Source organism: Ilumatobacter sp. (genome assembly GCF_046290335.1).
Lineage (GTDB): Bacteria > Actinomycetota > Acidimicrobiia > Acidimicrobiales > Ilumatobacteraceae > Ilumatobacter_A.
Genome location: NZ_JBKAGH010000002.1, coordinates 483,989 through 508,630, shown reverse-complemented (window position 1 = coordinate 508,630; position 24,642 = coordinate 483,989). Strand labels below are relative to the sequence as shown.

General features: G+C 66.8%; 21 protein-coding genes. 17 read left to right on the top strand and 4 right to left on the bottom strand.

All coding sequences use genetic code 11. The features are described 5' to 3' along the window. The first annotated feature begins 149 nt into the window (after positions 1 to 149). Both ACE37B_RS10790 and ACE37B_RS10785 read left to right on the top strand, forming a co-directional pair. Positions 150 to 2,003 (top strand): aryl-sulfate sulfotransferase, encoded by a 1,854-nt coding sequence (locus tag ACE37B_RS10790; RefSeq protein WP_409923331.1) that lies wholly within the window; start codon positions 150 to 152, stop codon positions 2,001 to 2,003. A gap of 241 nt (positions 2,004 to 2,244) precedes the next feature. After that, positions 2,245 to 3,543, top strand: a complete 1,299-nt coding sequence (locus tag ACE37B_RS10785; protein ID WP_409923330.1) for a hypothetical protein — start codon at positions 2,245 to 2,247, stop codon at positions 3,541 to 3,543. Positions 3,544 to 3,602: 59 nt separating this feature from the next. On the opposite strand, the gene gpmI is transcribed toward ACE37B_RS10785, so the two are convergent. Together gpmI and ACE37B_RS10775 are read right to left on the bottom strand one after the other, a co-directional pair. Beyond that, positions 3,603 to 5,252 (bottom strand): 2,3-bisphosphoglycerate-independent phosphoglycerate mutase, encoded by a 1,650-nt coding sequence (gene gpmI / locus ACE37B_RS10780; RefSeq protein ID WP_409923329.1) that lies wholly within the window; start codon positions 5,250 to 5,252, stop codon positions 3,603 to 3,605. Between the two features lie 159 nt (positions 5,253 to 5,411). Further along, the gene (locus ACE37B_RS10775) at positions 5,412 to 5,864 is read right to left on the bottom strand and encodes an FHA domain-containing protein (RefSeq protein WP_409923328.1); all 453 of its coding nucleotides are present in this window, start codon (positions 5,862 to 5,864) and stop codon (positions 5,412 to 5,414) included. 92 nt (positions 5,865 to 5,956) lie between these two features. On the opposite strand from ACE37B_RS10775, the gene cdd reads away from it, so the two are divergent. The 15 genes from cdd (at position 5,957) to ACE37B_RS10700 (ending at position 19,130) form a co-directional block, all read left to right on the top strand. Then, positions 5,957 to 6,436 carry a cytidine deaminase gene (cdd, locus tag ACE37B_RS10770; protein WP_409923327.1) on the top strand — a complete coding sequence of 160 codons (480 nt, stop codon included), beginning with the start codon at positions 5,957 to 5,959 and terminating at the stop codon, positions 6,434 to 6,436. A gap of 230 nt (positions 6,437 to 6,666) precedes the next feature. Then, the gene (locus tag ACE37B_RS10765) at positions 6,667 to 7,350 is read left to right on the top strand and encodes a nitroreductase family protein (RefSeq protein WP_409923326.1); all 684 of its coding nucleotides are present in this window, start codon (positions 6,667 to 6,669) and stop codon (positions 7,348 to 7,350) included. After that, entirely contained in the window at positions 7,347 to 9,206 is a 1,860-nt protein-coding gene (locus tag ACE37B_RS10760) for a flavin-containing monooxygenase (RefSeq protein ID WP_409923325.1), read from the top strand. Before ACE37B_RS10765 ends, ACE37B_RS10760 begins: the two co-directional genes overlap by 4 nt. Before the next feature lie 298 nt (positions 9,207 to 9,504). Then, complete coding sequence (locus ACE37B_RS10755) at positions 9,505 to 9,900, top strand: cytidine deaminase (RefSeq protein ID WP_409923669.1); 396 nt, start codon at positions 9,505 to 9,507, stop codon at positions 9,898 to 9,900. A 247-nt stretch (positions 9,901 to 10,147) separates the two neighbouring features. After that, entirely contained in the window at positions 10,148 to 12,004 is a 1,857-nt protein-coding gene (dnaK, locus tag ACE37B_RS10750) for a molecular chaperone DnaK (RefSeq protein WP_409923324.1), read from the top strand. 8 nt (positions 12,005 to 12,012) lie between these two features. Then, on the top strand, positions 12,013 to 12,714 hold the full coding sequence (locus tag ACE37B_RS10745) for a nucleotide exchange factor GrpE (RefSeq protein WP_409923323.1): 702 nt from the start codon (positions 12,013 to 12,015) through the stop codon (positions 12,712 to 12,714). Positions 12,715 to 12,872: 158 nt separating this feature from the next. Continuing rightward, positions 12,873 to 14,000 (top strand): molecular chaperone DnaJ, encoded by a 1,128-nt coding sequence (dnaJ, locus tag ACE37B_RS10740; protein ID WP_409923322.1) that lies wholly within the window; start codon positions 12,873 to 12,875, stop codon positions 13,998 to 14,000. Next, on the top strand, positions 14,000 to 14,410 hold the full coding sequence (locus ACE37B_RS10735) for a heat shock protein transcriptional repressor HspR (protein WP_409923321.1): 411 nt from the start codon (positions 14,000 to 14,002) through the stop codon (positions 14,408 to 14,410). Before dnaJ ends, ACE37B_RS10735 begins: the two co-directional genes overlap by 1 nt. A 156-nt stretch (positions 14,411 to 14,566) precedes the next feature. After that, on the top strand, positions 14,567 to 15,049 hold the full coding sequence (locus tag ACE37B_RS10730) for a hypothetical protein (protein ID WP_409923320.1): 483 nt from the start codon (positions 14,567 to 14,569) through the stop codon (positions 15,047 to 15,049). A 76-nt stretch (positions 15,050 to 15,125) separates the two neighbouring features. Beyond that, the gene (locus ACE37B_RS10725) at positions 15,126 to 15,629 is read left to right on the top strand and encodes a hypothetical protein (RefSeq protein WP_409923319.1); all 504 of its coding nucleotides are present in this window, start codon (positions 15,126 to 15,128) and stop codon (positions 15,627 to 15,629) included. A 27-nt stretch (positions 15,630 to 15,656) separates the two neighbouring features. After that, positions 15,657 to 16,061 (top strand): hypothetical protein, encoded by a 405-nt coding sequence (locus tag ACE37B_RS10720; RefSeq protein ID WP_409923318.1) that lies wholly within the window; start codon positions 15,657 to 15,659, stop codon positions 16,059 to 16,061. A gap of 148 nt (positions 16,062 to 16,209) precedes the next feature. Then, entirely contained in the window at positions 16,210 to 17,565 is a 1,356-nt protein-coding gene (locus ACE37B_RS10715; protein WP_409923317.1) for a hypothetical protein, read from the top strand. After that, on the top strand, positions 17,562 to 18,185 hold the full coding sequence (locus tag ACE37B_RS10710; protein ID WP_409923316.1) for a hypothetical protein: 624 nt from the start codon (positions 17,562 to 17,564) through the stop codon (positions 18,183 to 18,185). The genes ACE37B_RS10715 and ACE37B_RS10710 overlap by 4 nt, the downstream gene beginning before the upstream one ends. Positions 18,186 to 18,189: 4 nt before the next feature. Beyond that, the gene (locus ACE37B_RS10705; RefSeq protein WP_409923315.1) at positions 18,190 to 18,423 is read left to right on the top strand and encodes a hypothetical protein; all 234 of its coding nucleotides are present in this window, start codon (positions 18,190 to 18,192) and stop codon (positions 18,421 to 18,423) included. Between the two features lie 59 nt (positions 18,424 to 18,482). After that, positions 18,483 to 19,130 (top strand): hypothetical protein, encoded by a 648-nt coding sequence (locus ACE37B_RS10700; protein ID WP_409923314.1) that lies wholly within the window; start codon positions 18,483 to 18,485, stop codon positions 19,128 to 19,130. A gap of 42 nt (positions 19,131 to 19,172) precedes the next feature. Here the strand turns inward: ACE37B_RS10700 and ACE37B_RS10695 are convergent, their stop codons facing one another. Both ACE37B_RS10695 and ACE37B_RS10690 read right to left on the bottom strand, forming a co-directional pair. Next, positions 19,173 to 20,171 carry a hypothetical protein gene (locus ACE37B_RS10695; RefSeq protein WP_409923313.1) on the bottom strand — a complete coding sequence of 333 codons (999 nt, stop codon included), beginning with the start codon at positions 20,169 to 20,171 and terminating at the stop codon, positions 19,173 to 19,175. A 17-nt stretch (positions 20,172 to 20,188) separates the two neighbouring features. After that, positions 20,189 to 24,595, bottom strand: a complete 4,407-nt coding sequence (locus tag ACE37B_RS10690; protein WP_409923312.1) for an FtsK/SpoIIIE domain-containing protein — start codon at positions 24,593 to 24,595, stop codon at positions 20,189 to 20,191. Positions 24,596 to 24,642: the final 47 nt, after the last annotated feature.

The following is a 24,642-nucleotide window of genomic DNA, read 5'->3' as shown; positions in this document are numbered from 1 at the left end:
TGGCGTACGGCCCGGCGGTTCATGGCGCTGGCGCGTGTGCGACCGCCCCATCTGTGGAGAGCATCGGCGTGCGCTCGGGCCCGCCCGTCTCATCGTGCGGGATCTGCGTGATCGTGCGCAAAGACTCGGGCTCTGCGCACAATAGGGCGATGAACTCACGCTCTTCTGCAGCGGCCGCGCTCGTGGCCGCTCTCGTGCTCGCCGCCTGCGCTGGCTCCGATGACGACGCGACGACGTCCGACACCGACGTGCCAGCACCGGCGACCCAGTCCGAGTCCGACGTGTCGGACGCCGAGTCCGAGTCCGACGTGTCGGACGCAGAGTCCGACAGCGAGCCAGTCGTTGCCGACGAAACCGACGAGATGATCCCCGAGCCGGTCGCGGTGAGCATCGAGCCGAGCCCGTACACCCCGCTTGCGGCCGCCGTCTCGATCGGCGCGGAGCTCGACGTCCAGGTCGAAGTGACCGCCACGTCCGACGATCACGTCGTCGAGGTGCCGCGCACCGCGGCGGTAGCCGCCGAGCACGTGATCCCGCTCGTGGGGATGCGTCCGGATCGGGCCTACGCCGTGTCGGTCGAGTCGTTCGACGATGCCGGCGCGTCCCTCGGGGTCGTCGACAGCGAGTTCACGACCGGCCCGTTGCCGGAGTGGGTTGGCGACCACGAGTTGACGATCGACGCCGATCGGGCCGCACCCGGCATCACGATCATCGAGTTCGACGTGTGGCAGACGCCCGAGGGAGCGCCGTCCAGCCAATATCTCCTCGGCTACGACAACGATGGCGAGGTCGTCTGGTACTACAGCAACACCGGCGCGTTGGGCGGCCTCGAACAGACGCAAACGGGCACGTTCCTCGCGCACTATTGGCCGTTCGGGATCCGCGAGATCGACCCCCTCGGCAACGTCGTCAACAACTGGCGACCGCAACCCGCCGAGACGGCGGCCGAAGCCGATGCGACCACCGTGGACGACGAGGCGCTCCTCGAGAACCTCGACCCCGACCAGATCGCCTTCTTCACCGATCCGCTGCGGGGGAATCCCGGCGACGCCGAACCGGTCGCCGTCCGTGCGCCATGGATGGACCTCGAAGGCGTTCATCACGAGAACTGGCCGATGCCGAACGGCAACGTGCTGGCGTTGGCGACGACCCGCCACGAGGTGACCCCCGAACAGCGCGAACTGTTCTGCCCCGGCGACCCCGAGGCATGGGCGGCGCTGTCCGACGTCATCGTCGAGTTCACGCCCGAAGGTGAGGTCGTGCGCACGTGGGATCTGTGGGACGTGCTCGACATCGAGGAGTTCCCTGGCAACACGCTGTGCCAGAACTTCGGTCTGTTCGCCGAATCCGACCTGCGCGACTGGACGCACGCGAACAGCGTCGTCTACGCCCCCGACCGCGACGCGATCCTGATCTCGTCACGCCACACGAACCAGATCATCGCCTTGAACCACCTGGACGACGAGGGGCCGCAGGCCGACCTCCGCTGGATCATCGGCGACGGGGCGACGATGCCGTACACGGGTGACCTGCCGTACTACCAGCACGCGGTCGAGGTCACCGCCGACGGTGCGATCGTGTTCTACGACAACGGCAACTTCCGGCCCGGCACGTCACCGGACGATCCCGACAACCTGCCGTACAGTCGTGCGGTGATCGTCGATGTCGACGACGCGTCCGACGATCCGGCCGAGTGGAGCGCGGTGCAGCGTTGGGAGCATCGGATGGACGAGACCCCGGGGGTGCCGGTGTATGCCGGCTTCATCAGTGACGCCGACGAGCTCTCCAACGGCAACGTGCTGATCACCCACGGCGGCATCGGCACGTTCCCGCCCGATCCGGAAGATCCGCTGCGCTTGATCGTGGTCGAGGTCGTTCCCGAGGGTGCCGATGGCGGCGACATCGTCTGGCGCCTCGATTCCGCGCCGGGCATCCACACCGCCTACCGCTCCGAGCGCATCGACACGTTCTACGTCGGCGACGACTGGATCCCGAGAGGCTGACCCCGCCAGCGCTGCCAGTACCCGCAGTACTGCCAGCACCGGCAGTACCGCCCGCACGCCCCGCATCGGCGGGCCGGCTCGTCGGCGGTCCACCGCTGCGCTCGATCGCTGTCACGAACGCGCCGCCACGGGGAATCGCCCGGTTGCTGCGGGAGGATGCACGGCAGCTGCGAGGAGTCGCCGGGTTGCTGCGGAATCGCCGGTTAACGATCGGTTGACGGCGTCGGAGGACGGTGGCAGCGTGAAGAGATACTTCGTTGCTGCCGCGTTCGCAGTGTTCGCGGCGACCGCTTGCGCTGGTGGGTCCCGTTCGGTGGTGCTGGAGGCGGGCGCCGGATCGGGCACCGCCGAACTGACGGCGACCATCGATGGTGAGCAGACGACCGAGCGCATCGACGGGCCGTGGCGTCGCGAGATCGACGTCGAGGGCGAATTCTCCGTCAGCCTGATCGTGGTCGATGCCGATCCCGATCCCGATGGTGGTGGCGGCGCGAGCTGCGCGATTCTGGTCGACGGCGTGTCCCCGGTCGAGATTCGAGGTGTCGGGGAGGCGAACTGTCGGATGTCGGGGAGTGCCGACGGCGACTCGCTCGACGTTCGTTCGTCAGCGTCGGGCGGCGCGGCCCCGACGACCGTTGCCGTGGACCCGCCGGAAGAGGCGGTGATCGTCTCGACCGAGTTGGGTGACGGAGCGTTCACGGCCGACATCGCCAGCACGTTCGAGATCCTCGACGTCGGGCGTCCCACGACCTGGGGCGAGAGTGGCATCCTCGAGTCCCGAGAACTCGACGTGCTCGACGATGCCAACGACGTCGTCGCAGTGCTCACCCATCCGGATGGATCCTTCGTCGAGATCAAGGCAGTGCGTGTGCCACTGCGAATCCGAGGGACACTCTCCGAGCTCGGTGCCGCGATGCGCGAGCAGGTCAACCCGAACGGGCGCGGCCGCGAGATCAGCTTCGGTCCGACGGAGTTCGCCGGGGTCGACGCCTTCGAGTACTCGGTCGAACTCGACGATCGCACGCTCTCGTGGTTCGTCTACCGGCTCGGGACGTACCTGTTCACGACTGTGGGCGCCGAGTACGGGGACTCGGGGGTCGACGCGCTGCTTCGCTCGATCCGCGGGTCCGCCGAAGCGCTGCGACCCTTGTCGCACTCGACGACGGTCGGGATCGGAGCCATCGAGGGGTACGACGCCGTGCTGCCGACGTTGCGTGTCCCGGCCGACGTCGAAATGGTCGACGCCGAGACCCTGACCAGCCCGTCGCTGGATCTCGATGTCCGCCTCTTGGGCCAGTTCGATCCGCCGCCGATCAGGGAGATCATCACGCCGCTGCTCGATGCCGGGTATGTCGAGTCCTCGCTCGACGTCGACGGCGTCGACGCGATCCTCCTGGAGCTTGTCGTCGACGACCGGTTGAACCGAGAGGTCTTCGTTCCGGTCGACGACGGTCTGCTGATCGAGCTGAACGTCGAGGCCCCCTCGTCGGCGCTCGCCGTGCTGGACGAGATCATCGCCTCGCTCTCAGTTCTCCTGTGACAACCGCGCGCCCGTGACCCGTAACGGTTTGTGTCAGACACAAACCGTTACGCCTGCGATCAGAACGCGATCAGGGCGGGGAGATAGTCGTCGGGCGCTTCGTAGCCGAGCAGGTTGAACACCGTCGACGCGACGTTGGCGAGCCCGTGTGACGGCCCGGGTGCAGCGTCGACCATGTGGTATTCGCCGTCGTAGTTCGGATCGTGGATCGCGAACGGCACGGGGCTCAGCGTGTGGCTGGTCTTGGGCTGCCGGGTGCCGTCGGCGTCGACGGTGAACATGATGTCGGCGTTGCCGTGGTCGGCGGTGTAGATCAACACCCCGTCGAGTTCGTCGATCACCTCGATCAGTCGGCGCATGCACTCGTCGATCACTTCCATCGCCTCGATCGTGGCGTGGAGGTGACCGGTGTGGCCGACCATGTCGCCGCTCGGGAAGTTGAGTCGGCCGAATCGGTACTCGCCGGACCGAAGCAGGTCGATCGTGCCGTCGGTGATCTCGCGCACCTTCATCGCCGGGGTGGTGTCGAACTGCACGTTGTCGGACGGGATCTCGACGTACGTCTCGAGTTGCTCGTCGATGTAGCCCGACCGGTTGCCGTTCCAGAAGTACGTGACGTGGCCGTACTTCTGCGTCTCGCTGATCGCGAAGCTCCGGATCCCCTCCGCGCACAGGAACTGGCCCATCACGCGGTCGATCGTCGGTGGAGCGACGAGGTAGCGCTTTGGCACCAGCGCGTCGCCGTCGTACTGCAACATCCCGGCGAAGAAGACGTCCGGTGCCGGCTCGCCGCTGGCTCCGGTGCGATCGAAGACGTCGAAGTCGGGTTCTTCGAACGCGCGCGAGATCTCGATCGCCCGGTCGCCGCGGAAATTGAAGAGCACCACGGCGTCGCCGTCGACGATGCGCCCGACCGGCCCGTGATCGTCGGTGACGACGAAACGCCCGAGGTACTGGTCGCCGGTGTCGGACTCGGCATACATCGTCTCGACAGCCTCGGCCGCCGAGCGGAAGGCGGGGCCTTCGCCGTGTGCGTGGCACAGGTAGCCGTGCTCGACCATCTTCCAGTCGGCCTCGTAGCGATCCATCGTGATGGTCATGCGACCGCCGCCGGAGGCGATGCGGTAGTTGCGGTCGGGGCCGCCTGCGTTGATCTCGGCGAGCACGGCTTCGGTGCGTTCGATGTAGGTGAGCGCCGAGCGCGCCTCGACGTCTCGGCCATCGTGGAGGATGTGGACGGCGCAACTGGTGACGCCCTCGCTCGTCGCGCGTCGGAGCAGCGCGTACAGGTGCTCGAGGCTCGAGTGAACGCCACCGTCGGAGTGCAGGCCGATGAGATGCAACGTGCCGACGCGGCCGTGTTCGATCGCTGCTGCCCAGACCTCGGAGTCGAAGATCGCCCCGGTCTCGATCGCCTTGTTCACGAGCTTGGCGCCCTGCGCGAAGATTCGCCCGGCGCCGAGCGCGTTGTGGCCGACCTCGGAGTTGCCCATGTCGTCGTCGGACGGCAGGCCGACCGCGGGTCCATGCGCGGCGAGTTCGGTCGACAGTTCGCCCGAGGTCAACTCGTCGAGCGTGGGTGTGTTCGCTTCGGTGACGGCGTTGCTGGCCCCCGGCGGGGCGACACCGACTCCGTCGGCCACGACGACCAGCACCGGACCGGGACGACCGGTGAACGAGGGATGCGGACGAAGCTCGAACGACGTCATCCCGCCAGACTACGTACCGGGTTGCGATCTCGGCCCCGATCCGTTCCAGCTGTTGACGCGAATCCGGGCCGAGATCGATTTCGAGCGGCGCGAATCCGGGTCGAGATCGATGTGGGACGGCGCGAGTCGGGGTCGAGATCGATCTGGGGGCGGGGCGGGTCAGACGTTGCGGCGGTAGCCGAGTTGGAACCAGCGTGCGCCGAGGTGGACCCGATCGCCGATCGACAGGCGCGTCGCTCGCCGTGGCACCAGGTGCGACGTCGTGCCCGAGGTGTTGTCGACGATCATCGTGCCGTTCGCGCTCGCGAGGTCGGTGACTTCCACGCCGCCGGTGTGCACTGACACCGCCAGATGGTGTCGCGACACGGCGTTCGTCTCGTCGACGAGCAGCAGACCTCGCCGGTGACCGGCGAGCACGTCGGGATGGGTCGCCGGCTCGCGACCGAGGAGCAGGTCGGCGGCGAGTGCGAGGGTCCCACCGTCGTCGAGGATCAAGACGTACCCGCCGCCGTCACTGGTGTCGATCTCGCCATCGGGCGCCCGAGGAGCGGTCGGATCCACCACGATGGTAGGGACGGGGGCGGTCGTCGAATCGCTCATCCGTGCACTCATGGATGCATTCTTGATCATCGTCGGCGGCGTCGGCCGGATGCTCGACTCGACGAGCCGTCCGCACCGTGTCGAGACGTGGCAACGTAGGCGACGTGAACGACGCCGCGACGCCCCAGCCGACCCCCGACCGTGGAGAGACCGCCCCGGAACCGCTCCTCGACGAGACGGTCCGCGAACTGCTCGACGCAGCGATCGCCGTGATGGCGCGCTCGCACAGCCCGTACTCGAACTATCCGGTCGGTGCAGCGATCCGAACGACTGACGGAGCGACCTTCGTCGGCTGCAACGTCGAGAACGCGGCCTACCCGGAGGGTACGTGTGCTGAAGCCGGAGCGATCGCCGCGATGGTCGCCGGCACCGACGGTCACCCGGTGATCTCGACGATCGTCACGGTGACCGCGAGCACTCGTGCCGGCTCGCCCTGCGGTGGTTGCCGGCAGAAGATCCGAGAGTTCTCCGATGCGTCGACGGTGGTGCAGTGCTGCACCGTCGAGGGTCTCGAATCCACCTTCACGATGGACGAGTTGCTCCCGGACTCCTTCGGTCCCGAGGACCTCCTGCCGACACGCTGACCAGCGTCACGATGCCGAACGGGCCGGTCACCGTCCGCGCCCCGGACGGCACCGAACTCCGAGTGGCCGCCCGCCACCAGCGCGCCGGCCACCACATCACCAGCGGCCCCCTCCCCTGACAGCACGTTCGGGGTCAGAGCAGAGACGTGCCAACCGGAGGCGCGTTCGGGTCTGACCCCGAACGGGTCTCGTTCCGTCGGTCGTGGGGTGGTGTGGCTACGGTCGTGCTGATGGGGTCAGAGGCCGAGGTGCTGTACGAGTTGATGGGCACGCAGCGTGCCGTTCGTCGGTTGCGACCGGACCCGGTGCCGACCGAGGTGCTCGATCGGGTGCTCCAGGCGGCGTGTTGGGCACCGACCGGCGGCAACGGGCAGCAGTGGCGGGTGGTCGTCGTCCGCGACTCCCACCGCAAGCAGGCTCTGGCCGATCTCTACGCCGGGCCGTGGCACGCCTACGCCGACACGTACACGACCAAGCTCGAGCGGATCCCGGAGGGAGATCGCCGCGAGTCCGCTCGACGCACCCTCGAGGCCGGGACGTACCTCGCCGAGCACTTCCACGAGGTGCCGGCGGTCCTCGTCTTCGTCGCCGATCCGAATCGGATGACGATCACCGACGCCCACCTCGACCGCGTGTCGTTCGTCGGCGGCGGCTCGGTCTATCCGGCGGTGCAGAACGCACTGCTCGCTTGCCGGGCCGAGGGTCTCGGCTGTGTGCTGACCACGTTGCACTGTCGGTTCGAGCGGGACGTCCAGAAGATCGTCGACGCACCCCCTGAGTGGGCACCGGTCGCCGTGGTGCCGATCGGCTGGCCGATCGGCGGTGGTCATGGGCCGATCACGCGGCGGCCGCCGTCGGAGATGGCGTCGGCCGACTCGTTCGGCGTCCCCTGGGAGACGGGAGTAACGACATGACCGAACGAGAAGCGATCCGCATCGACCCGGCGACCGGTCGCAAGCGGTTCGACACGCGAGCGGCGGCGAACCCTCGCGTCCAGGGTGCCGGCTACCGGGTGATCGACGACGAGCGCCTGACGACGCTGCCCGAGCAACCCGCCGGCGCGTCGTTCGACGACGACGCTCGCGATCGTTATCGACGAGACAAGCAGCTGCGCGAGGGGTCCGGCGACTTCCTGGCGATTGACGGCGAGTTCAGCCGCTACCTGGTCGACCACTACTCGTCGGAACGAGTGGAGCGCGAGGCGCTCGACGACGAGTGCGAGGTCCTCGTCGTCGGCGCCGGGTTCGCCGGGCTGTTGCTCTGGTATCGCCTCAGCCAATCCGGGTTCGACGACGTGCGCTTCTGCGAACGAGGTGGTGACGTCGGCGGCACGTGGTACTGGAACCGGTACCCGGGTGTGGCGTGTGACGTCGAGGCGTACTCGTACCTCCCGCTGCTCGAGGAGATGGGGTACGTCCCGTCGGTCAAGTTCGCCTCCGGGTTCGAGATCCTCGACTACTGCCGACGGATGGCGGAACGGTTCGATTTCTACGACCGCTGCCTCTTCCACACCAGCGTCACCGGTGTCGACTGGGACGACACCGGCCAGCGCTGGACCGTGCGCACCGATCGCGGTGACGAGATGCACGCCCGCCACGTGATCCTCGCCAACGGCATCCTCACCACGCCACAACTCGCCAACATCCCGGGCATCGACCGGTTCGAAGGCGAGTCGTTCCACACCTCGCGGTGGAACTACGACGTCGACCTCGCCGGGAAGCGCATCGGCGTCATCGGCACGGGCGCCACCGCGGTGCAGGCCGTACCCGAGCTGGCGAAGGTGGCGGGCGAACTCTTCGTCTTCCAGCGCACCCCGTCCACGGTCGACGTCCGGGATCAGCGTGAGACGACCGACGAGGAACGGGCGAAGTGGGCCGCCGAACCAGGCTGGGCCGTCGCTCGGCGTGCGCGGTTCGCCAAGATCTCGGCCGGGCGCACGGCGCTGCAGGCCAATGACGCTTATCTCGCTGGCGAGATGGACGACTGGAAGGAACGCAAGGAGCACGACGGCGACCTCACGACGGAGGAGTACGTCGAGAAGCTGCTCGACACGAACTTCCGGATCATGGAGCAGATCCGTGCCCGCGTCGACGCGGTCGTCGACGACCCGGCCACCGCCGAGGCGCTCAAGCCGTGGTACCCCTACGGCTGCAAGCGGCCGACGTTCCACGACGAGTACCTGCCCTCGTTCAACCTGCCCCACGTCCACCTGGTCGACTGCGCGCCCGAGGGCGTTCGCCAGATCACCGAACGCGGCGTGGTCCACGATGGCGAGGAGTACGAGCTCGACGTGCTGATCTTCGCCACCGGGTTCCGGTTCTTCGCCAGCGACGTGTTCGACATGGTCCGCGGGCGAGACGGCCGCTCGATCACCGACAAGTGGGCCGACGGCGGCACCCGCTCGTTCCTCGGGGTGCACCACGAGGGATTCCCGAACCTGTACGTCATCACCGGTCCGCAGGGCGGGGGCGGGAGCTTCAACTTCACCGACTCGATCGAGGATCACGTCAACCACGTGGTGCGGACGCTCACGCTCCTCCGCGAGCGTGGCGCCGACACGATCGAACCGACTGCCGAGGCCGAGGAACGCTGGGCTCGACACTGTGCCCGAGCCGACTCGATGTCGGCAGCACTGCGTGACTGCGTCAGCTACTACAACGGCTATGGCGGTGCCGAGCCGGGTTCACTCGCCTACTACGGCGGCGCCAGGCGTTGGCGCGACCGGGCCTCGACCGCCCTCGACGCCCTCGACCCGTTCGTCATGACGTAGGCCGCCGCACGTCTGGTATCGGGTCCACGTGCGCACGTTTCGGACCCGGTACCGAATGTGCGCTCAGGTGCAGGTGGCGTTGACCTCGGTGATGCCAGCGGCTGGCTGCACACACGTCTTCGAGGTGCCACGGACGCAGCACGCGTCGCGCGCATCGGACGGTGAGGTTCAGGGGGCAGCCGGTGTCGAGGAAGCCGTTGTCGGCGGTGAAGACGGGGTCGATCTCGGTGGTGGCGACGCAGACTTCCTGTGACGCGCTGATCTTGGTGCCCGCGCCGCCGAACGTCCCGTCGAGGAGCTGCTCGACGCGGCGATCGCGGTGATGGCGCGCTCGCACAGCCCGTACTCGAGCTATCCGGTCGCTGCAGCGATCCGAACGACTGGCGGAGCGACCTTCGTCGGCTGCAACGTCGAGAACGCGGTGTACCCGGAGGGCACGTGCGCCGAAGCGGGAGCGATCGCTGCGATGGTCGCCGGCACCGACGGTCATCCGGTGATCGCCCAGATCGTCACCGTGACCGCGAGTAGTCGAGCCGGCTCTCCCTGCGGGGGTTGCCGGCAGAAGATCCGAGAGTTCTCCGATGCGTCGACGGTGGTGCAGTGCTGCACCGTCGAGGGCCTCGACTCCCCGTTCGCGATGGACGAGTCGCTCCCGGACTCCTTGGGTCCCGAGGACCTCCTGCCGTCCCCCTGACGAGCGTGACGACGCCTGACGAGCGTCAGACCCCAGACGAGCGTCACGACGCCGAAAGGGCAGGACATCGACCAGTACCGCCGGCGCTTCGCCAGAGACGTCACGGGAGGCCATGACTTGAGTCATGGTGACTCAAGTTTTCTGACTGCAATGTTGCCTCCGCCCCGGAACGCTCCTATCTTGAGTTCCACGAATTCAAGATCTCTACTTCCCTGACCATCTCGTCAGCATCAGCAAGGAGCATTTCATGGCCAAAGCAGTCGGTATCGATCTCGGCACGACCAACTCCGTCGTCTCGGTCCTCGAAGGTGGTGACCCCGTCGTCATTCCCAATTCCGAAGGCGCACGAACCACCCCCTCGGTCGTCGCGTTCTCCAAGACCGGCGAAGTTCTCGTCGGGGAGGTCGCGAAGCGTCAGGCGATCACCAACCCGGATCGCACGTTCCGCAGCGTGAAGCGTCACATCGGGGAGAACTGGAAGTCCGACGACGTCGACGGCAAGCAGTACACCGCGCAGGAGATCAGCGCCCGCACGCTGATGAAGCTGAAGCGTGATGCCGAGAGCTACCTCGGTGACACCGTCACCCAAGCCGTCATCACCGTGCCGGCTTACTTCGACGATGCCCAGCGCACCGCCACCAAGGAGGCCGGCACGATCGCCGGCCTCGAGGTGCTGCGCATCATCAACGAGCCCACCGCTGCAGCGCTCGCCTACGGCCTCGAAAAGGGATCCGAAGACGAGACCATCCTGGTGTTCGACCTCGGCGGTGGCACCTTCGACGTGTCGGTGCTCGAAATCGGCGACGGCGTGTTCGAGGTCAAGTCGACGCACGGTGACACCGAACTCGGCGGTGACGACTGGGATCAGCGCATCATCAAGTGGTTGGTCGACCAGTTCAAGGCGGCGCACGGCGTCGACCTGAGCGCCGACCGGATGGCGGCCCAGCGTCTGCAGGAAGCTGCCGAGAAGGCCAAGATCGAGCTCAGCCAGACGCAGTCGACGCAGATCAACCTGCCGTTCATCACGGCCACGGCCGACGGCCCGCTGCACCTCGACGAGTCGCTGTCGCGCGCCAAGTTCCAGGAGATGACCGCCGACCTCATCGAGCGATGTCGCGTACCTTTCGAGCAGGCGCTCAAGGACGCCGGTGTGTCGAAGGGCGAGCTGCATCACGTGATCCTCGTGGGCGGATCCACTCGTATGCCCGCCGTCACCGAGTTGGTGCAGAGCCTGACCGGCAAGGAGCCGAACAAGACGGTGAACCCCGACGAGGTCGTCGCCATCGGTGCAGCGATCCAGGCGGGCGTGCTCCGCGGCGACGTCAAAGACGTGCTGTTGCTCGACGTGACCCCGCTGTCGCTCGGCATCGAGACCAAGGGCGGCGTCATGACCAAGCTCATCGAACGCAACACGACCATTCCGACCAAGCGTTCGGAGGTCTTCACCACGGCCGAAGACAACCAGCCGTCGGTCGAGATCCACGTGCTGCAGGGTGAGCGTGACATGGCCCAGTACAACAAGACGCTCGGCAAGTTCCAGCTCGTCGATCTGCCGCCCGCCCCGCGCGGTGTGCCGCAGATCGAGGTCGTGTTCGACATCGACGCCAACGGCATCGTCCACGTCTCGGCGAAGGACCGAGCTACAAACAAGGAGCAGTCGATGACGATCACCGGCCAGTCGACGCTCGACAAGAACGACATCGAGCAGATGGTGAAAGATGCCGAGGCGCACGCCGAAGACGACAAGAAGCGGCGTGACGAGGCCGAGGTTCGCAACAACGCCGACTCGCTGGTGTACCAGACCGAGAAGGTGCTGCGCGAACAGGGCGACAAGGTCACTGCCGAGGAGAAAGAAGCGGTCGAGACGCCGCTCGTCGACTTGAAGAAGGCGCTCGAGGGCAATGACTCGGCAGCGATCAAGACGGCCACCGAGACGCTGATGTCAGCGAGCCAGGCGTTCAGCCAGAAGCTCTACGAGGCTGCAGCGAAAGACGCTGGAGCGGCGGGCAGCTCGGCATCCGGTCAGTCGACCGGTGACGGCGGAACCAGCTCTGTCGACGATGATGACATCGTCGACGCCGAGATCGTCGACGACGAGAACTGAGCCACGTGATGTCCGACCAACCACTCGGCCGGCCGGGCAACACCGGCGCCGGCGACAACTACGACCCTGACGTCCACGATCCCGACTTCGGTTCGGACTCGGCGGATGCCGCCTCGGCGCCGTCGGGGCCCGCCGACGGGAGTAGCGGGCAGGGCGACTTCGACGAAGATGTTCGCGCCAGCGAGATCGACGACATCACGTCATCGATGCATCGGGCCGTGCCCGATGGTGACGACCCCGACGCGTCAGCGAACGCGGACGGGTCGCCGGAGATCGAGATCGATCTCTCCGACGTCGACGTGCTCGCGCTGTTGGAGGAACGCAACGAGTTCAAGTCGATCGCGCAGCGGATCCAGGCCGACTTCGACAACTTCCGCAAGCAGTCGGCGTCACGGGCGTTGGCCGACTCCGACCGGGCGACCGGCCGCTTGGCTGAAGCGTTGCTTCCGGTGCTCGACGCTGCCGAGGCGGCCTACCTTCGTCATCCCGACGAAGTCGGCCCGCTGCTCAACCAGATGCTGGTCGAGCTGAAAAAGCACGGCCTCGACACGATCGATCTCGACGGTCAACCGTTCGATCCCGAGGTTGCCGAGGCTGTGGCGCACGAACCCGGTTCCGGCGGAGAGCCGGTGGTGGCCGAGGTGTTGCGCAGCGGCTACCGCTGGAAAGGCAAGACCCTGCGCGCTGCGATGGTCAAGACGACCGACTGACCAACACGTGGGGTCAGACCCCAGGCGTTCAACACGTGGGGTCAGACCCCAGGCGTTCAACACGTGGGGTCAGACCCCAGGCGTTCAACACGTGGGGTCAGACCCCAGGCGTTGGCGGGGGAGACGAACAGCGAGCGACGAAAGGAGGACGGCACCACATGAGCCCGCAGAGAGAATGGTTCGAGAAGAACTACTACGAGACCCTCGGCGTGTCGGAGTCGGCTTCCGACAAGGAGATCAAGAAGGCGTATCGCAAGCTGGCCGGTGACCTGCATCCCGACAAGAACCCCGGCAACGCTGCCGCTGAGGAGAAGTTCAAAGACGTCTCCGCTGCCTACGAGGTGCTCGGCGACGAGGCGAAACGCAAGGAGTACGACGACGTGCGCGCGATGGGCGCTCGGGGCGGCCCCGGCGGGTTTTCGTTCAACGTCGACGACATGTCAGGCTCGGGCGGCCTCGGCGACATCCTCGGTTCGATGTTCGGGCGCAGTGGTCGCGGTCCGGCTGGCCGTGGTGGGTCAGCGGCTGGTGTCGGACCGCGCCGCGGCGCCGACATCGAAGCGCAACTCACCGTCGACTTCGCCGACGCCGTCAACGGCATCGAGACCTCGCTGTTCTTGACCACCGACGCGCAGTGCTCGACGTGTCACGGTTCTGGCTCGCGGCCCGGAACGAGCCCCAAGGTCTGCAGCAACTGTGGTGGCCGTGGCGTGATCGACGACAACCAAGGATTCTTCGCGATGTCGTCGCCCTGCCGTGTCTGTCAGGGCAATGGCGTCACGGTGGAGTATCCGTGCGACACGTGTCGGGGCTCGGGCATCGAGAAGCGCCCGCGCGAGGTGAAGACGCGCATCCCAGCCGGCGTGAAGGACGGCCAGACCATCAAACTCAAGGGCCGCGGCGCCCCTGGGCGCAACGGCGGCCCCAGCGGTGACCTGCTCGTCCAACTCAAGGTGATGGGCCACGAGCGATTCGGCCGCAGCGGCGACAACCTCACCGTGACCGTGCCGATCTCGTTCGCCGACGCCGCGCTTGGCGGCACGATCGACGTCCCGACGCTCGACGGCAGCACTGTCACCCTGCGGATTCGGCCCGGAACGCAACCCGGCAGCCGTCATCGCGTGAAGGGCAAAGGCATCACTCGCTCGACTCGCCAGGGCGACATGGAGGGTGACCTGATCGTCACCGTGGACTTGATCGTTCCCACCGAACTGAACGACGCGCAGCGAGCGGCCGTCGAGGCCTTCGCCGCAGCCACTACGGTGGAAGCGACGCAGGAGACGTGATGAGCGAACGAACCAGAAATCGAGCGGTCTACGTGATCTCGGTCGCCGCCGAACTGGCGGGCATGCATCCGCAGACGCTGCGAATCTACGAGCGTCGAGGTCTGGTGTCGCCGGCTCGAACCGAAGGCGGCAACCGGCGTTACAGCGACGACGACATCGAGTTGTTGCGCCGCATCGCAGAGCTGACCAACGAGGGCATGAACCTCGAGGGCATCCGCCGGGTGATGCGCCTCGAAGACGAGAACGCCCGGCTGCGCGCCGAACTCGAGCAGGCCCGCGAGATCGCGTTGCACGCCATCCGTGAGGCGGAGAAGCGTCCGGCACCCACGTCGGGTGGGGCGGATCTCGTACCGCTGAAGCAGGCGGTGGCCGTGTTCGGTCAGCGCCCGTCAATTTTCGACCGCGACTGACATCCGCCACGCGCTGTCGTGGACTGGTCTCGATGGGGGGGCGAGTGGTGGTCCTTCTTGATGTCTCGGCCTCTCGACGACGGTGCACGAGCGCACTAAGGTGGGTTGTGTCACGCTGTCGGCCTACTTCGCTGACGGCCGATCGAGAGGATGGCCATGGCTGTTATCGGTGGAGATCTGGGGGCGATGTCGGCGCTTGCTCAGCGGTTTGGGCAGGCGGGCGGGACGTTTCAGTCGCAGTCGTCTGCGATTGCTCGTCGTGTTGCGGCGGCGTTGGAGGAGTTCACGAGCGAGATGCGTGTGCTCGATGCCGAGGCGCGGGGTTTGGCTGACGAGATCGCTGCGGAGATGACTCGTTTGAATGGTCGGGCGGCGGCGACGACGTGGACGGGCGCGAATCGTGATCGAATGGATGGCATCGTTGCGACGCTCGATGACGACATCGTGCGGATCCAGGGTGCGATCGAGGGGTTCGTTGGTGAGGCGTCGTCGGTGGTGAATGGTGCGTTGACGTCGACGATGACGGAGTTGGGTTCGAACGTCGAGGCGGCTGGTGCGAGTGCGCAGCAGGTTGCGTCGAGTTTCTCGTCGAGTGTCGAGAATCAGCGCGCGGCGTTCGATGCGGTGATGAACGGTTGACCGGCGGCATCGCTCGACACGACACGACGACACGAACCGAACGACACGACCAGAACTTCACGATCAGGAGACGACCATGGCGAATGACATTGTTGGTGCAGACCTCACGCAACTCGACGAGTTGTCGACCGCGTTCCAGACGGCGGGGGTGGAGATCTCGGCGAAGGCGTCGGTGTTGGACGGCAAGATCCAGGCGGCGATCTCAGCGTTCGAGGCGACGTTGTCGTCGATGCAGTCGGAGGCGGGGGCGTTGGCTCGGTCGATCGATGATGAGATGAACGCGTTGGCGGGTCAGGCGGGTGGTGTGCAGTGGACGGGTGCGAACCGCACGGCGTTCGATGGCGACATGACGCAGTTCAAGTCGGTGGTTGCGGCGGGGACGGCGCAGATCGATACGGATATCGCGGCGATCAAGGGGCAGGTCGACGCAGGTTTCACGCCGGTGTTGGCCGAGTTCGGTGCGGCGTTGAAGAAGTCGGGTGATGATGTCGATGCGGCGACGGCGGAGATGCAGACGGCGGTGTCGAATCAGCGGGCCAATCTCGACCAGGCCGCCAACGTCGGCTGGTCCAACGCCTGAACGTGACGCCTCGGCTGAGTACCTGCGATGCCGACCGCGTTCGAGTATCGGGCAGCAGCGCGGCGGATGCGCGACGCGGCCGACGAGGCGGGCGACGTGTCCCGAGCGCTGTGGCGGACTGGTGATGAGCATGGCGTCCGTGGTGGACGGTTGGAAACGGTCGTGGACAACGCGTTCGTTGCGGGTGCGCTGAACGCAGAGTCGCTTCGCGGTGAGTGCGAAGCGTTGGCCGAGGAGTGTGAGCGGCGGGCGCAAGTGTGTGAACAGTTCGCGGACGATCTCGCGGCGTGGCGGATCGCGCACTCGTCGTGGGCCAACCGTCATCGTGCTTGGCTGTTGTCGCGGATCGATGATCCCGATGCACCGTTGCCGTGGCCGGGGCGCGAGCCGCGGGAACCTTCGAAGCCCTACGACTGGGTCGACATCGGATGAGCGTCAGCCTGTCCATCGAGCAAGCCCGAGCCGCGGCTGCGTGGGAGGTTCGGCCTGGCCGTGCGGCAGGGCCGTTTGTGCCGTTTCGGGGTGAGCGATGACGATGGTCAGCCTTGATTCGTTGGTGGTTCGTGGGGCTGAACACGCTGTGTCCGTTGAGCGTGGCCGGCTCGACGACGTTCGTGGTGATCTGGCGACGCTCGCTGGTCTCTCGCTCGGTGGTCTGGAGTACGCCGCCCAGGTTGTCGCAGCGGAACTCGTCGAGGAGTTGACGTTGCTGTCGGATCTTCTGGGAGCGAAGGCAGCGGCGATGGAGTTGGCGGATTCCGGCTTCTCGACTGGCGGCGCGTACCTCATGGGACAGGTTGCGGATTTCGCAGCCTTGTTGCAGGCGAGTCTCGCGGACGAGATCGGTTCGGGTGGCTCTCCCTCTGAGGTCCGTGAGTTCTACACGCAGCGAGCGTACGAAGCGGCTGGTATCGATCCGACCGAATGGAACCCGCAGTTGGGGTTGGATGCGAATGCTCACATCGTCGAGTCGGTGTACGAGTACTACGCCGATCTCTACCGTTCCGAACCGGGCTCGTTGTGGTGGGCGGGCATGGCGGCGATGATCGGGCCGAGCTTCTATGGCGGTTTCCGGGACCTCGAGTCGTTTGCTGATCTGGCCGACAAGGCGCAAGTCGTCGCTCGGATGATGAGTGCTTGGCCGGGGTCGGCGCAGCCGGCGTGGGTTGCGACGGATTTTGCCGCGGGGTTCACCGAGGAGGAACTTCGCTGGTATCAGCAGGTTCTGCTCGGGATGCAGCAGGAGATCTTTCTGGACATGGCACCTGCTCATGAGGCGTACAACCACGGCGGAATGCTCGCGATCGAGGCGCTCTTCGCTGAGGACGCGTACCGCGACGGCGCGGCGACGGTCGCGGCCTGGCAGAAGATCGATGACGGTCGGCGAACGGATGATGTCGAGTTGATCGGGGCGGGGAATCGCGAACTTCTCTACCGTGAACAACGACACATCATCAGGAACGACTACGACGAGATGCGGGGTCGTCGACTGACGGGCGAGGTGGTGACCTACATCATGACGGCGATCGGGGCGCCTTCGGTTCCGGGCGCGAAGAGTTACCCGGAGTTGTTCCCGTTGGACGTTGACGTGAGTCAGTGGGTCGGCACGCCGCGTGAGGTGACCGTGATTCCCTGGGTGTACAGCCAGTCGGTTCCGCACGCCGGCGGTGAGGTGACGGTGACGGTGACGACGCCGCTGCCGGATGGCAACATTTCCCAATTCGATGATCGGTGGGCGTTGATCGAGCAGGACACGTTGCCCGTGTACGTCGACCTCGCCGAGCATCACCCGGATGTGATCCTCGACGTGCTCGACGTACCCGTCGGTGATCGGGCTGACGACTTCAGCATGGGTGCTCAGTGGGAGGATCTGCTGATGCATTTCGGTACCGAGTGGGCGGTCGATCTCGACGTGGACTGGAGTACAGGGTGGTGATCGCACGGCGGTGGATGCTGGTGTTCGTGGTGGTGTTGGGCGGTGTGGGGTGTGATGGCGTTGGTGATCGTGATGGTGTGGAGGGGATGAACGTGGTGGATGGTGTGGTGGTGTGGGATTTTCGTGAGCCGCAGACAGCGGCGGGGTTGGGTTCGCGGGTGAGTGATTTCGTGCAGTTGGATGGGCCGGCGAGGTTGCGGGTGGTGTTTCCGTCGGGTCGGAGCACGGAGGGCACGTTCGGTCGGGGGGCGTTGGGTGAGACGGCCAAGCCGTCGATGCCGGGTCACGTGTCGGGCGTGATCGGAAGGGTGGTGTTGGAGGAGTCCCCGGTGAGGGTGGCGGTGGGGTTGCGTGAGTCGGGCGAACGGTTTGTAGCGGAGTGGGGTGAAGGGGTGTGGCGTGGTCGTTCGATCGGCGAGTTTCTGGACGAGGTCGACGAGTTGTTTGGGGAGAGCAACGTGGCTGATGTCGATCTCAGTGCTTTTGCGCCGGTGGGGGAGAACGTGTTCCCGTTCACGGCGCCTGCGGTCGACGGGGTGACGCCCACGTGGTCGCCGCGATTCACGTTCGAGGTTGTGCACCTTCGGGTGACGCTCGAGTTCGATCCGGGTGTGCCGTAGGCGGATGGTGGTGTCGTTGGGGGTGGTGACCGGAGGTCGGCGCGCTCAGGTCGTCGAGCTGATCGATGCGACGAACTGGGCCGATCCGCATCAGCGGCAGTGGTTCATCTCGAATCTGCTCCAGCAGATGCATACCGATCCGGCGCTGTTCGACGGGCTCGACGATCTCACCTTGCAGAGTGAGTGGGGTGGGTCGCTCGCGTACCTGCCCGACACGGTGCAGGTGGCGACGCGGTGATGGGTCGTCTGGGGGGAGTGTTGTTGGTGGTGTTGTTGGGGTGTTCGTCGTCGGGTGGGGTGTCGGAGGGGGATCGGGTGTTTTTGGAGGGTCGTGAGGTGGTGGAGGTGTTTCGGTTGATGCCGCCGGAGGGGTTTGATGCGGAGGCGACGTTGGTGGGGTGGGCGGAGTTTTTGGGGATCGAGGATCGCGAGTTCGGTGTGCGGGTGGGGGAGACGCCGTTGGGGCTGCGGTTGACTGATCGTGGGGGTGTGAACGATCGGGGCGATGAGATGGTTCGTCGGGTGGGGATCAGTTTCCAGACGGGGAGTTTCTCGTTTGGGTTCACGGGTGGGAACGATCCGAATTGTGATCGGTGTGGGGCGGCGACGTTGTCGGCCGAGGAGGCGGTGGTGCGGACGCAGGGGGTGTTCGTGGGGTTGGGGTTCGATGTGGATGATTTCGTGTGGTCGGGTGAAGTGTTTCCTGCGGGGGGTCCCCAGGAGGCGGAGCATGTGTGGGTGGAGGCGCAGCGGGTGTTGGATGGGGTGGCGTTGGAGGTGCCGGTGGAGTCGTTGGAGTCGGCGGTGTTGGGGTGGGAGGTGTCGTTCGATCGGTTCAGTTTGGTGTCGTTGATGGTGCCGGTGTGGCGGTTTGCGTTGAATGCGGAGTTGGGGTTGTCGACGTCGGTGTTGGCGGTTCGTGCTCAGGACGTGCCGAGCGAATGACGCATCGCGCCGCAGTGGCGCGTCGAACGGGGAAGCGGGCTGTCAGTTGGCGCGTCGGCGTCGCGGCCGGCGCGGGAAGCGGGCGGTCATTCGCTGCCATCGGTTCGGCAGGTGCCGTTCGTCCCGGTCCTCCACCTCGGCGAGACGCTCGAGCGTCCACGGCCGTCGTGCAGATTCGATGATCGGTCGAGTGGCCGTCACGACATCGACCGGTCGCAACCGCCCGAAGAGTCCCGCCGCTCCCAGCGACGCCCCGATCGCGACGCCGATCCGTCGCGCTGCTCGCAGGTCATGGGGTGGGAACGGCGGAAACGGGCGATCGCCGATCTGCACCCCGAGGCTGGCGGCATCGGCGGCGGCCGTCTCTCCGCTCGGGTCGTGGAAGTTGCGTGACAGTGCGCTCGCGACGTCGGCGAGCAACGTCGCTTCCTCGACGATCTGGTCGCGCGCGGGAAGTCCGACGCTGCCCAACGACAGCGCGGGATAGTCGCGTTGCCCGGCACGCATCGACGTCGCGACCACCACGAGATCGTCGTCGTAGACCCCGGCCCACGACGAGTTCGCCGATCCATCGCGGCGCACGGTTCGCACGGATCGCGAGAGTGCTCGATGCATCGCGATCGGGCTCGGTTCGATCGTGGCCTCGACGAAACCGGCCTGCTCGGCGAGCCGCTGTAACCGGTGAGCGGCATCGGCATTCCAACGGATCGCCACCATCCACCGTCGGACGCCGACGTCCAAGAGCAACGTGGCAGGTACCGAATGATCTCGGTCGAGCCGATGACGAACCTCGTTCAGGGCGGGACCATCCAGCCCGGTGACGTCGAGTCGCTGCAGTGTCGCTCCGGGAGGGAACCAGGCCAGTCGGGTCGGCCGGGCCTCCGGATCGAGTTGCGCGTGGAGCCGAACGAAGCCATCGAGCAGCGCGTCGGCGTCGGTCTCGGAGTCGACGGAGACCTCGCTCACCCGCAACACGTCGTCGGATGCGTCCTCGTCGGTGACGACGCCGCGCAGCACCGTTCCGGCGATCTCGATGCCCACCCCGCTGCGACCGCGACTCACGAGCGGGCCTCCGGCGGCGTTGCGACGGCCGCCAGCAACGGCGTCACCTCGCCGTCGACGACCAGAAATCCCATGTGTGCAGCGAAACGCGGAAGCCTCGTGCCGAGTGGTGTGCGCAGGAGTTCCCCGTCGACCATCGTGGGCCGGATCAGCACCCCGTTGCGTCCTCGTTGCAACGGCTTCGACCAGTGGTTCATGGAACGCAGCCCGTCGGATCGACCGGCCATGACGACGATCAACTCGTCATCGACGATCGCTCCGAGCCGCTCGAAACTGGGCCCGCCGATTCGATCGGCGTCGTCGACGAGTACCAAGCGGCGGCCGGGCGTCGTTGCGATGCGCTCGACCCACGCAGCGACGTCGGCGGGCTCGCTCGGTGCGTCGGTGACCGCCGGGGCTGAGCGCAACGGGCCGCCACGCGGTGTGACGGCGAAGATCGGCAGGTCGCTGGAGACGTGTCGCGCCGCGGCAGCGATCGCCAACAGCACCGACGAGCGGCCGCTTCGTGCTGAGCCCGTGACGAAGAAGTTCTCGCCGAACGGGATCGCCGCGAGCGCCGGACGGGCAGTCTGGGTGTCGAGGCCCACGGCGACGCGTAGCCCGTCGGAACCCATGGACGACGCGGTGACGACCTGCTCGACGAGGATGTGGGACGGCAGCGGCTCGACACGCAACGGCCGGTGCTCGCTCGGCTGCTCGATCCCGAGCGCTGCGATGTGGGCAGCGAGGTCGTCGGGCGGCGAGACGAGTTGGAGTTCGACGCGATCGTCGGGTCGGACGGCGCGCCCCGGGAGGAAGGTCGGCAGCTCGCCCGGTCGCAGACCGAAGCCGGCGTACGCGAACGGATCGCCGAGTCGCATCACGAACCGGGTCGGAATCTGCGTCGCCAGCGAGGTGGGAACGGCTCGCTCCTGCTTCGCCGTCAGGAGCGCTGTGACGCCGAGCGGTTGCCCGTCGCGGATGATGCGCTCCAGATCGGGCCAGGTGCCGGCCTGCTCCCGGTCGTCGTCGAGTGTTTGGCGCAGCCCGCCGACGTTGTCGATCAGCAGCACGATGGCGGGTTCGCGCGCTGCCACTCGAGCGGGTCCACCGAGTTCGGCCGCCAGCGACTTACGGCGCTCCACCTCATCGGTGAGGTTGCGCACCAAACGCATCAGCCGATCCGGTTCGTTCACCCGGACCACCGCGCCACAGTGTGGCAACGCGGCGAGCGGGGCCAGCGAGTTGGTGTCGGCGTCGATCGCGTACACGTGCACGTCCTCGGCCGAGCAGCGTTCGGCGATTCCCAGCGCGGCGACCAGCAACGCCGACGACGTACCGGCTCCGGCGATCCCGTAGGCGATGAAGCTGCCCGTCGCCCCCGGCTGCCAGAACAGCGGGATCTGTCGCTGCTCGTCTGGCATGTCGACGAGCGCCAGCGGTATGCCGTCGCCGGGGTGCGCGTCGAAGAACGCACGGAGTTCCAGGTTCGTCGGCAGTGGTGGCGGGGCGGGCGGCCGCTGATCGCTTTGGCCTAGTGCGTCGCTTGCGGCGGCGATCGCATCGACGAGGCGCTCGAGGTCGGTGGGCGCGCCGAGGCGGCCGAGGTCGGTCGAGACGTCAGGCTCCCGACCGATTCGCCGAAGACGCGTCTCGATCGGTGTGAGCGGTCGCCCGATCACGAAGGGCTCGACTCGCAGCGAGGCAGACCGCGCCTCCGACGACGTTCCGGTCGAATACGCGGACTGGAACAGCGTCAACTCTCCGGCGGCGAACCGGGCATAGGCCCGGCCGGGAGCTCGTCGAGGCAGGTTCGCAGCGTCGCGTGTGCCGATCACGTCGAGTGAGTCGCCGTCGTCCTGCACGCGCAACGCGATCCGCAGGTTCGTGTTCGCCTTGATCTTGTTGTCGACGACACCGGCGGGTCGTTGCGTGGCGAGAATCATGTGGATGCCGAGACTGCGGCCGCGTTGAGCGATGTCGACGAGCGATGGCAAGAACTCGGGGAGTTCGGCAGCGACGGACGCGAACTCGTCGACGACCAGGACGAGACGAGGCAGCGGGGAGACGCCATCGATTCGCTGGTACTCGTCGAGCGACGACGCTTCGACCGCGCGCAGGATGTGTTCCCGATGCTGGAGCTCGGCTCGTAGACATCGCAGCATGCGTCCGGCGAGATGCTCGTCGAGGTCGGTCACCATTCCGACGGTGTGGGGAAGCGCAGCGCACGCGTCGAACGCCGACCCTCCCTTGAAGTCGACGAGCACGAAGTTGATCTCGTCGGGTTGCAGATTCGTGGCGAGACCGACGATCAGGCTGCGAAGCAGTTCGCTCTTGCCGGCGCCGGTGGTCCCGGCGACGAGCCCGTGAGGACCGTCGTCGATGAGGTCGAGATGGACGGGTCCCTGCTCGGCGACGCCCGCGACCACGGTCGGCCGCGCCGGTCGTTCGCCGCTCCGCCATCGCTGCAGGATCGCGTCGCTGTCGATGGCGTCGAGACCGAGGAGTTCGGCGATCGGCACCACCGACGGCAGCGACGACTCGACGTTCAACGCCAGATCGGGATCGTCGAGCGGTGCCAGTCGTCGGGCGATGTCGACCGCTCGATCCGCGTGCACGGCGAACGGTGCGACGCCGACGATCCGTTCGCCGGTGAGCAGATGATCGACCGTCGCGGTGCCGTCGGCGTCGGCGAGGAGGAGCGTGGTGCACACCGCCGGCACGTCCTCGGCCAGATCGGTCAGCGTGAGGAATCGAAGTGGCATCGTCGGGTCGCTGAACAGCGATCGGAGCGGTGCGGTGCGGCTCCGCCACCAGTCGGGCTGATCGACGACGACCATCGTGATGTGCGACGGCAACGACGGGCGGCTGGGACGTTGCCAGCCTCGTTCGACGGCCAGCGCCCACGCCGAGATCGTCGCCTCGTCGGTGTAGATCCGTGGCTGTCCGCCGAGGCGAGCATGCGGGATCCACTTGACCCACTCCCAGCTGGCGACTCGATCGGGCGAGGACAGCACGATGATGTCGAGGTCGGCCGGTCCGTGCGAGGTGCACGCATGCAACAGCAGGCCGCTCGCGCAGGCCTCGGTGAACTCGCGGTCGCCGACGACACCGACGCCGCGCTCACTCTGAAGATCGGCGATGATCGGCACCGAGTGGAGAACGCCGACGTCGTCGATGATGCGATCAGCTGACGAGATGGACGAGCTGGTTCGGTCGAGTGGTGGGCGCCAGGGGATGTCACCGATGCCGATCGTCACGGCGAAGGCGTCGTCGTCACCAGGTCGTCGGGCCCACAGCTGCGGTGCCGTCTGGCGCGACAACTCGTCGACGTCGACCATGTGGAGGTCGTTGGCTCGGCGGCGTGCACGCTCGCTCGCGTATCGAGCAGCGACGGCAGTGCGGAACTCCGTCTCGGCGCTCGAGTTCCGGCCCGCCGACTCGTGCAGATCATGCTTGCGCTGGCGGCGGTCAGACAACCAGGAGGCCCCGACCATCACCGGCGACATCAGCCCGAACAACAAGAAGCGTGGACTCCCGAGCAGCAGGGCCATGGCGACGGCGATGGGCAGAGGTGCCAACATCGCAAGCAACGGAAAGCGGCGGCCCGTGCGAACGTCGTCACCGCCCTCGGGAACCGACAGCGGTGCTTCCTCGGCGATGAGCGCTCGGCGAGGAGGCCGGTTGAATGCGACCATCCCATCGGTGCTCACGCCGGCGACTCGGCGGCCCGTGCGCCGCGTGGATGCATCGTTGGTCCGTCGGATCTCGTAGACGCGGCCGCCGACTGCCAGCGGTCCGGTGGTCCACGGCACCGGTTGCTCTCCGAGCACCGCGCCGTCGAGGCGAGCCGCCGCCGTCGGTCCGGCACTCGGCTCGTCACGGTCGGGCTGATCGCGCCGTTCGTCCTCGTGCCTGTTCGCTGGAGCAGAGGCCGCTGGAGCAGAGGCCGCTGGAGCAGAGGCCTCGGGAGCAGAAGCGTCGGGAGCGGAGGCGTGGCGGGAGACGAGATGGCGGACTTCGATCGAGCCGTCCGTGGCGACGTCGAGCCGCACGGTCGGCTCGTCGACGGGAGCCTCGCTCAACTCGCTGGCGTTGATGCGACGGGACGGCCCCAGAACGTAGGAACCGGGACACAACGTCGCCTGCTCGCCGCTGCCTCGTCCGGCGCTTTGAGCGAGCACGGCCACGGGCTCGGCATCGTGATCGACCGTCGGTTCGCCGACGCCGATGATCGATCCTGCCAGCGCACCGCTACTCGTTATCGGCGTGTCCGACGGCACCGATCGCCCGTCGATGCGAACCGATCGAGGGACGGCGTTGCCGGTCACGACGGCGACGATGTCCGCGATCGTGACGTCGCTGTGGTCGTTCGATGCCGTGATCTCGGCGTCGCCGTGCACGGTGCGGACGACCAACTCCATTGCTGCGTGAGACTAGTGCCGATTGCAATGCCAGCAGGCGGTGTGCA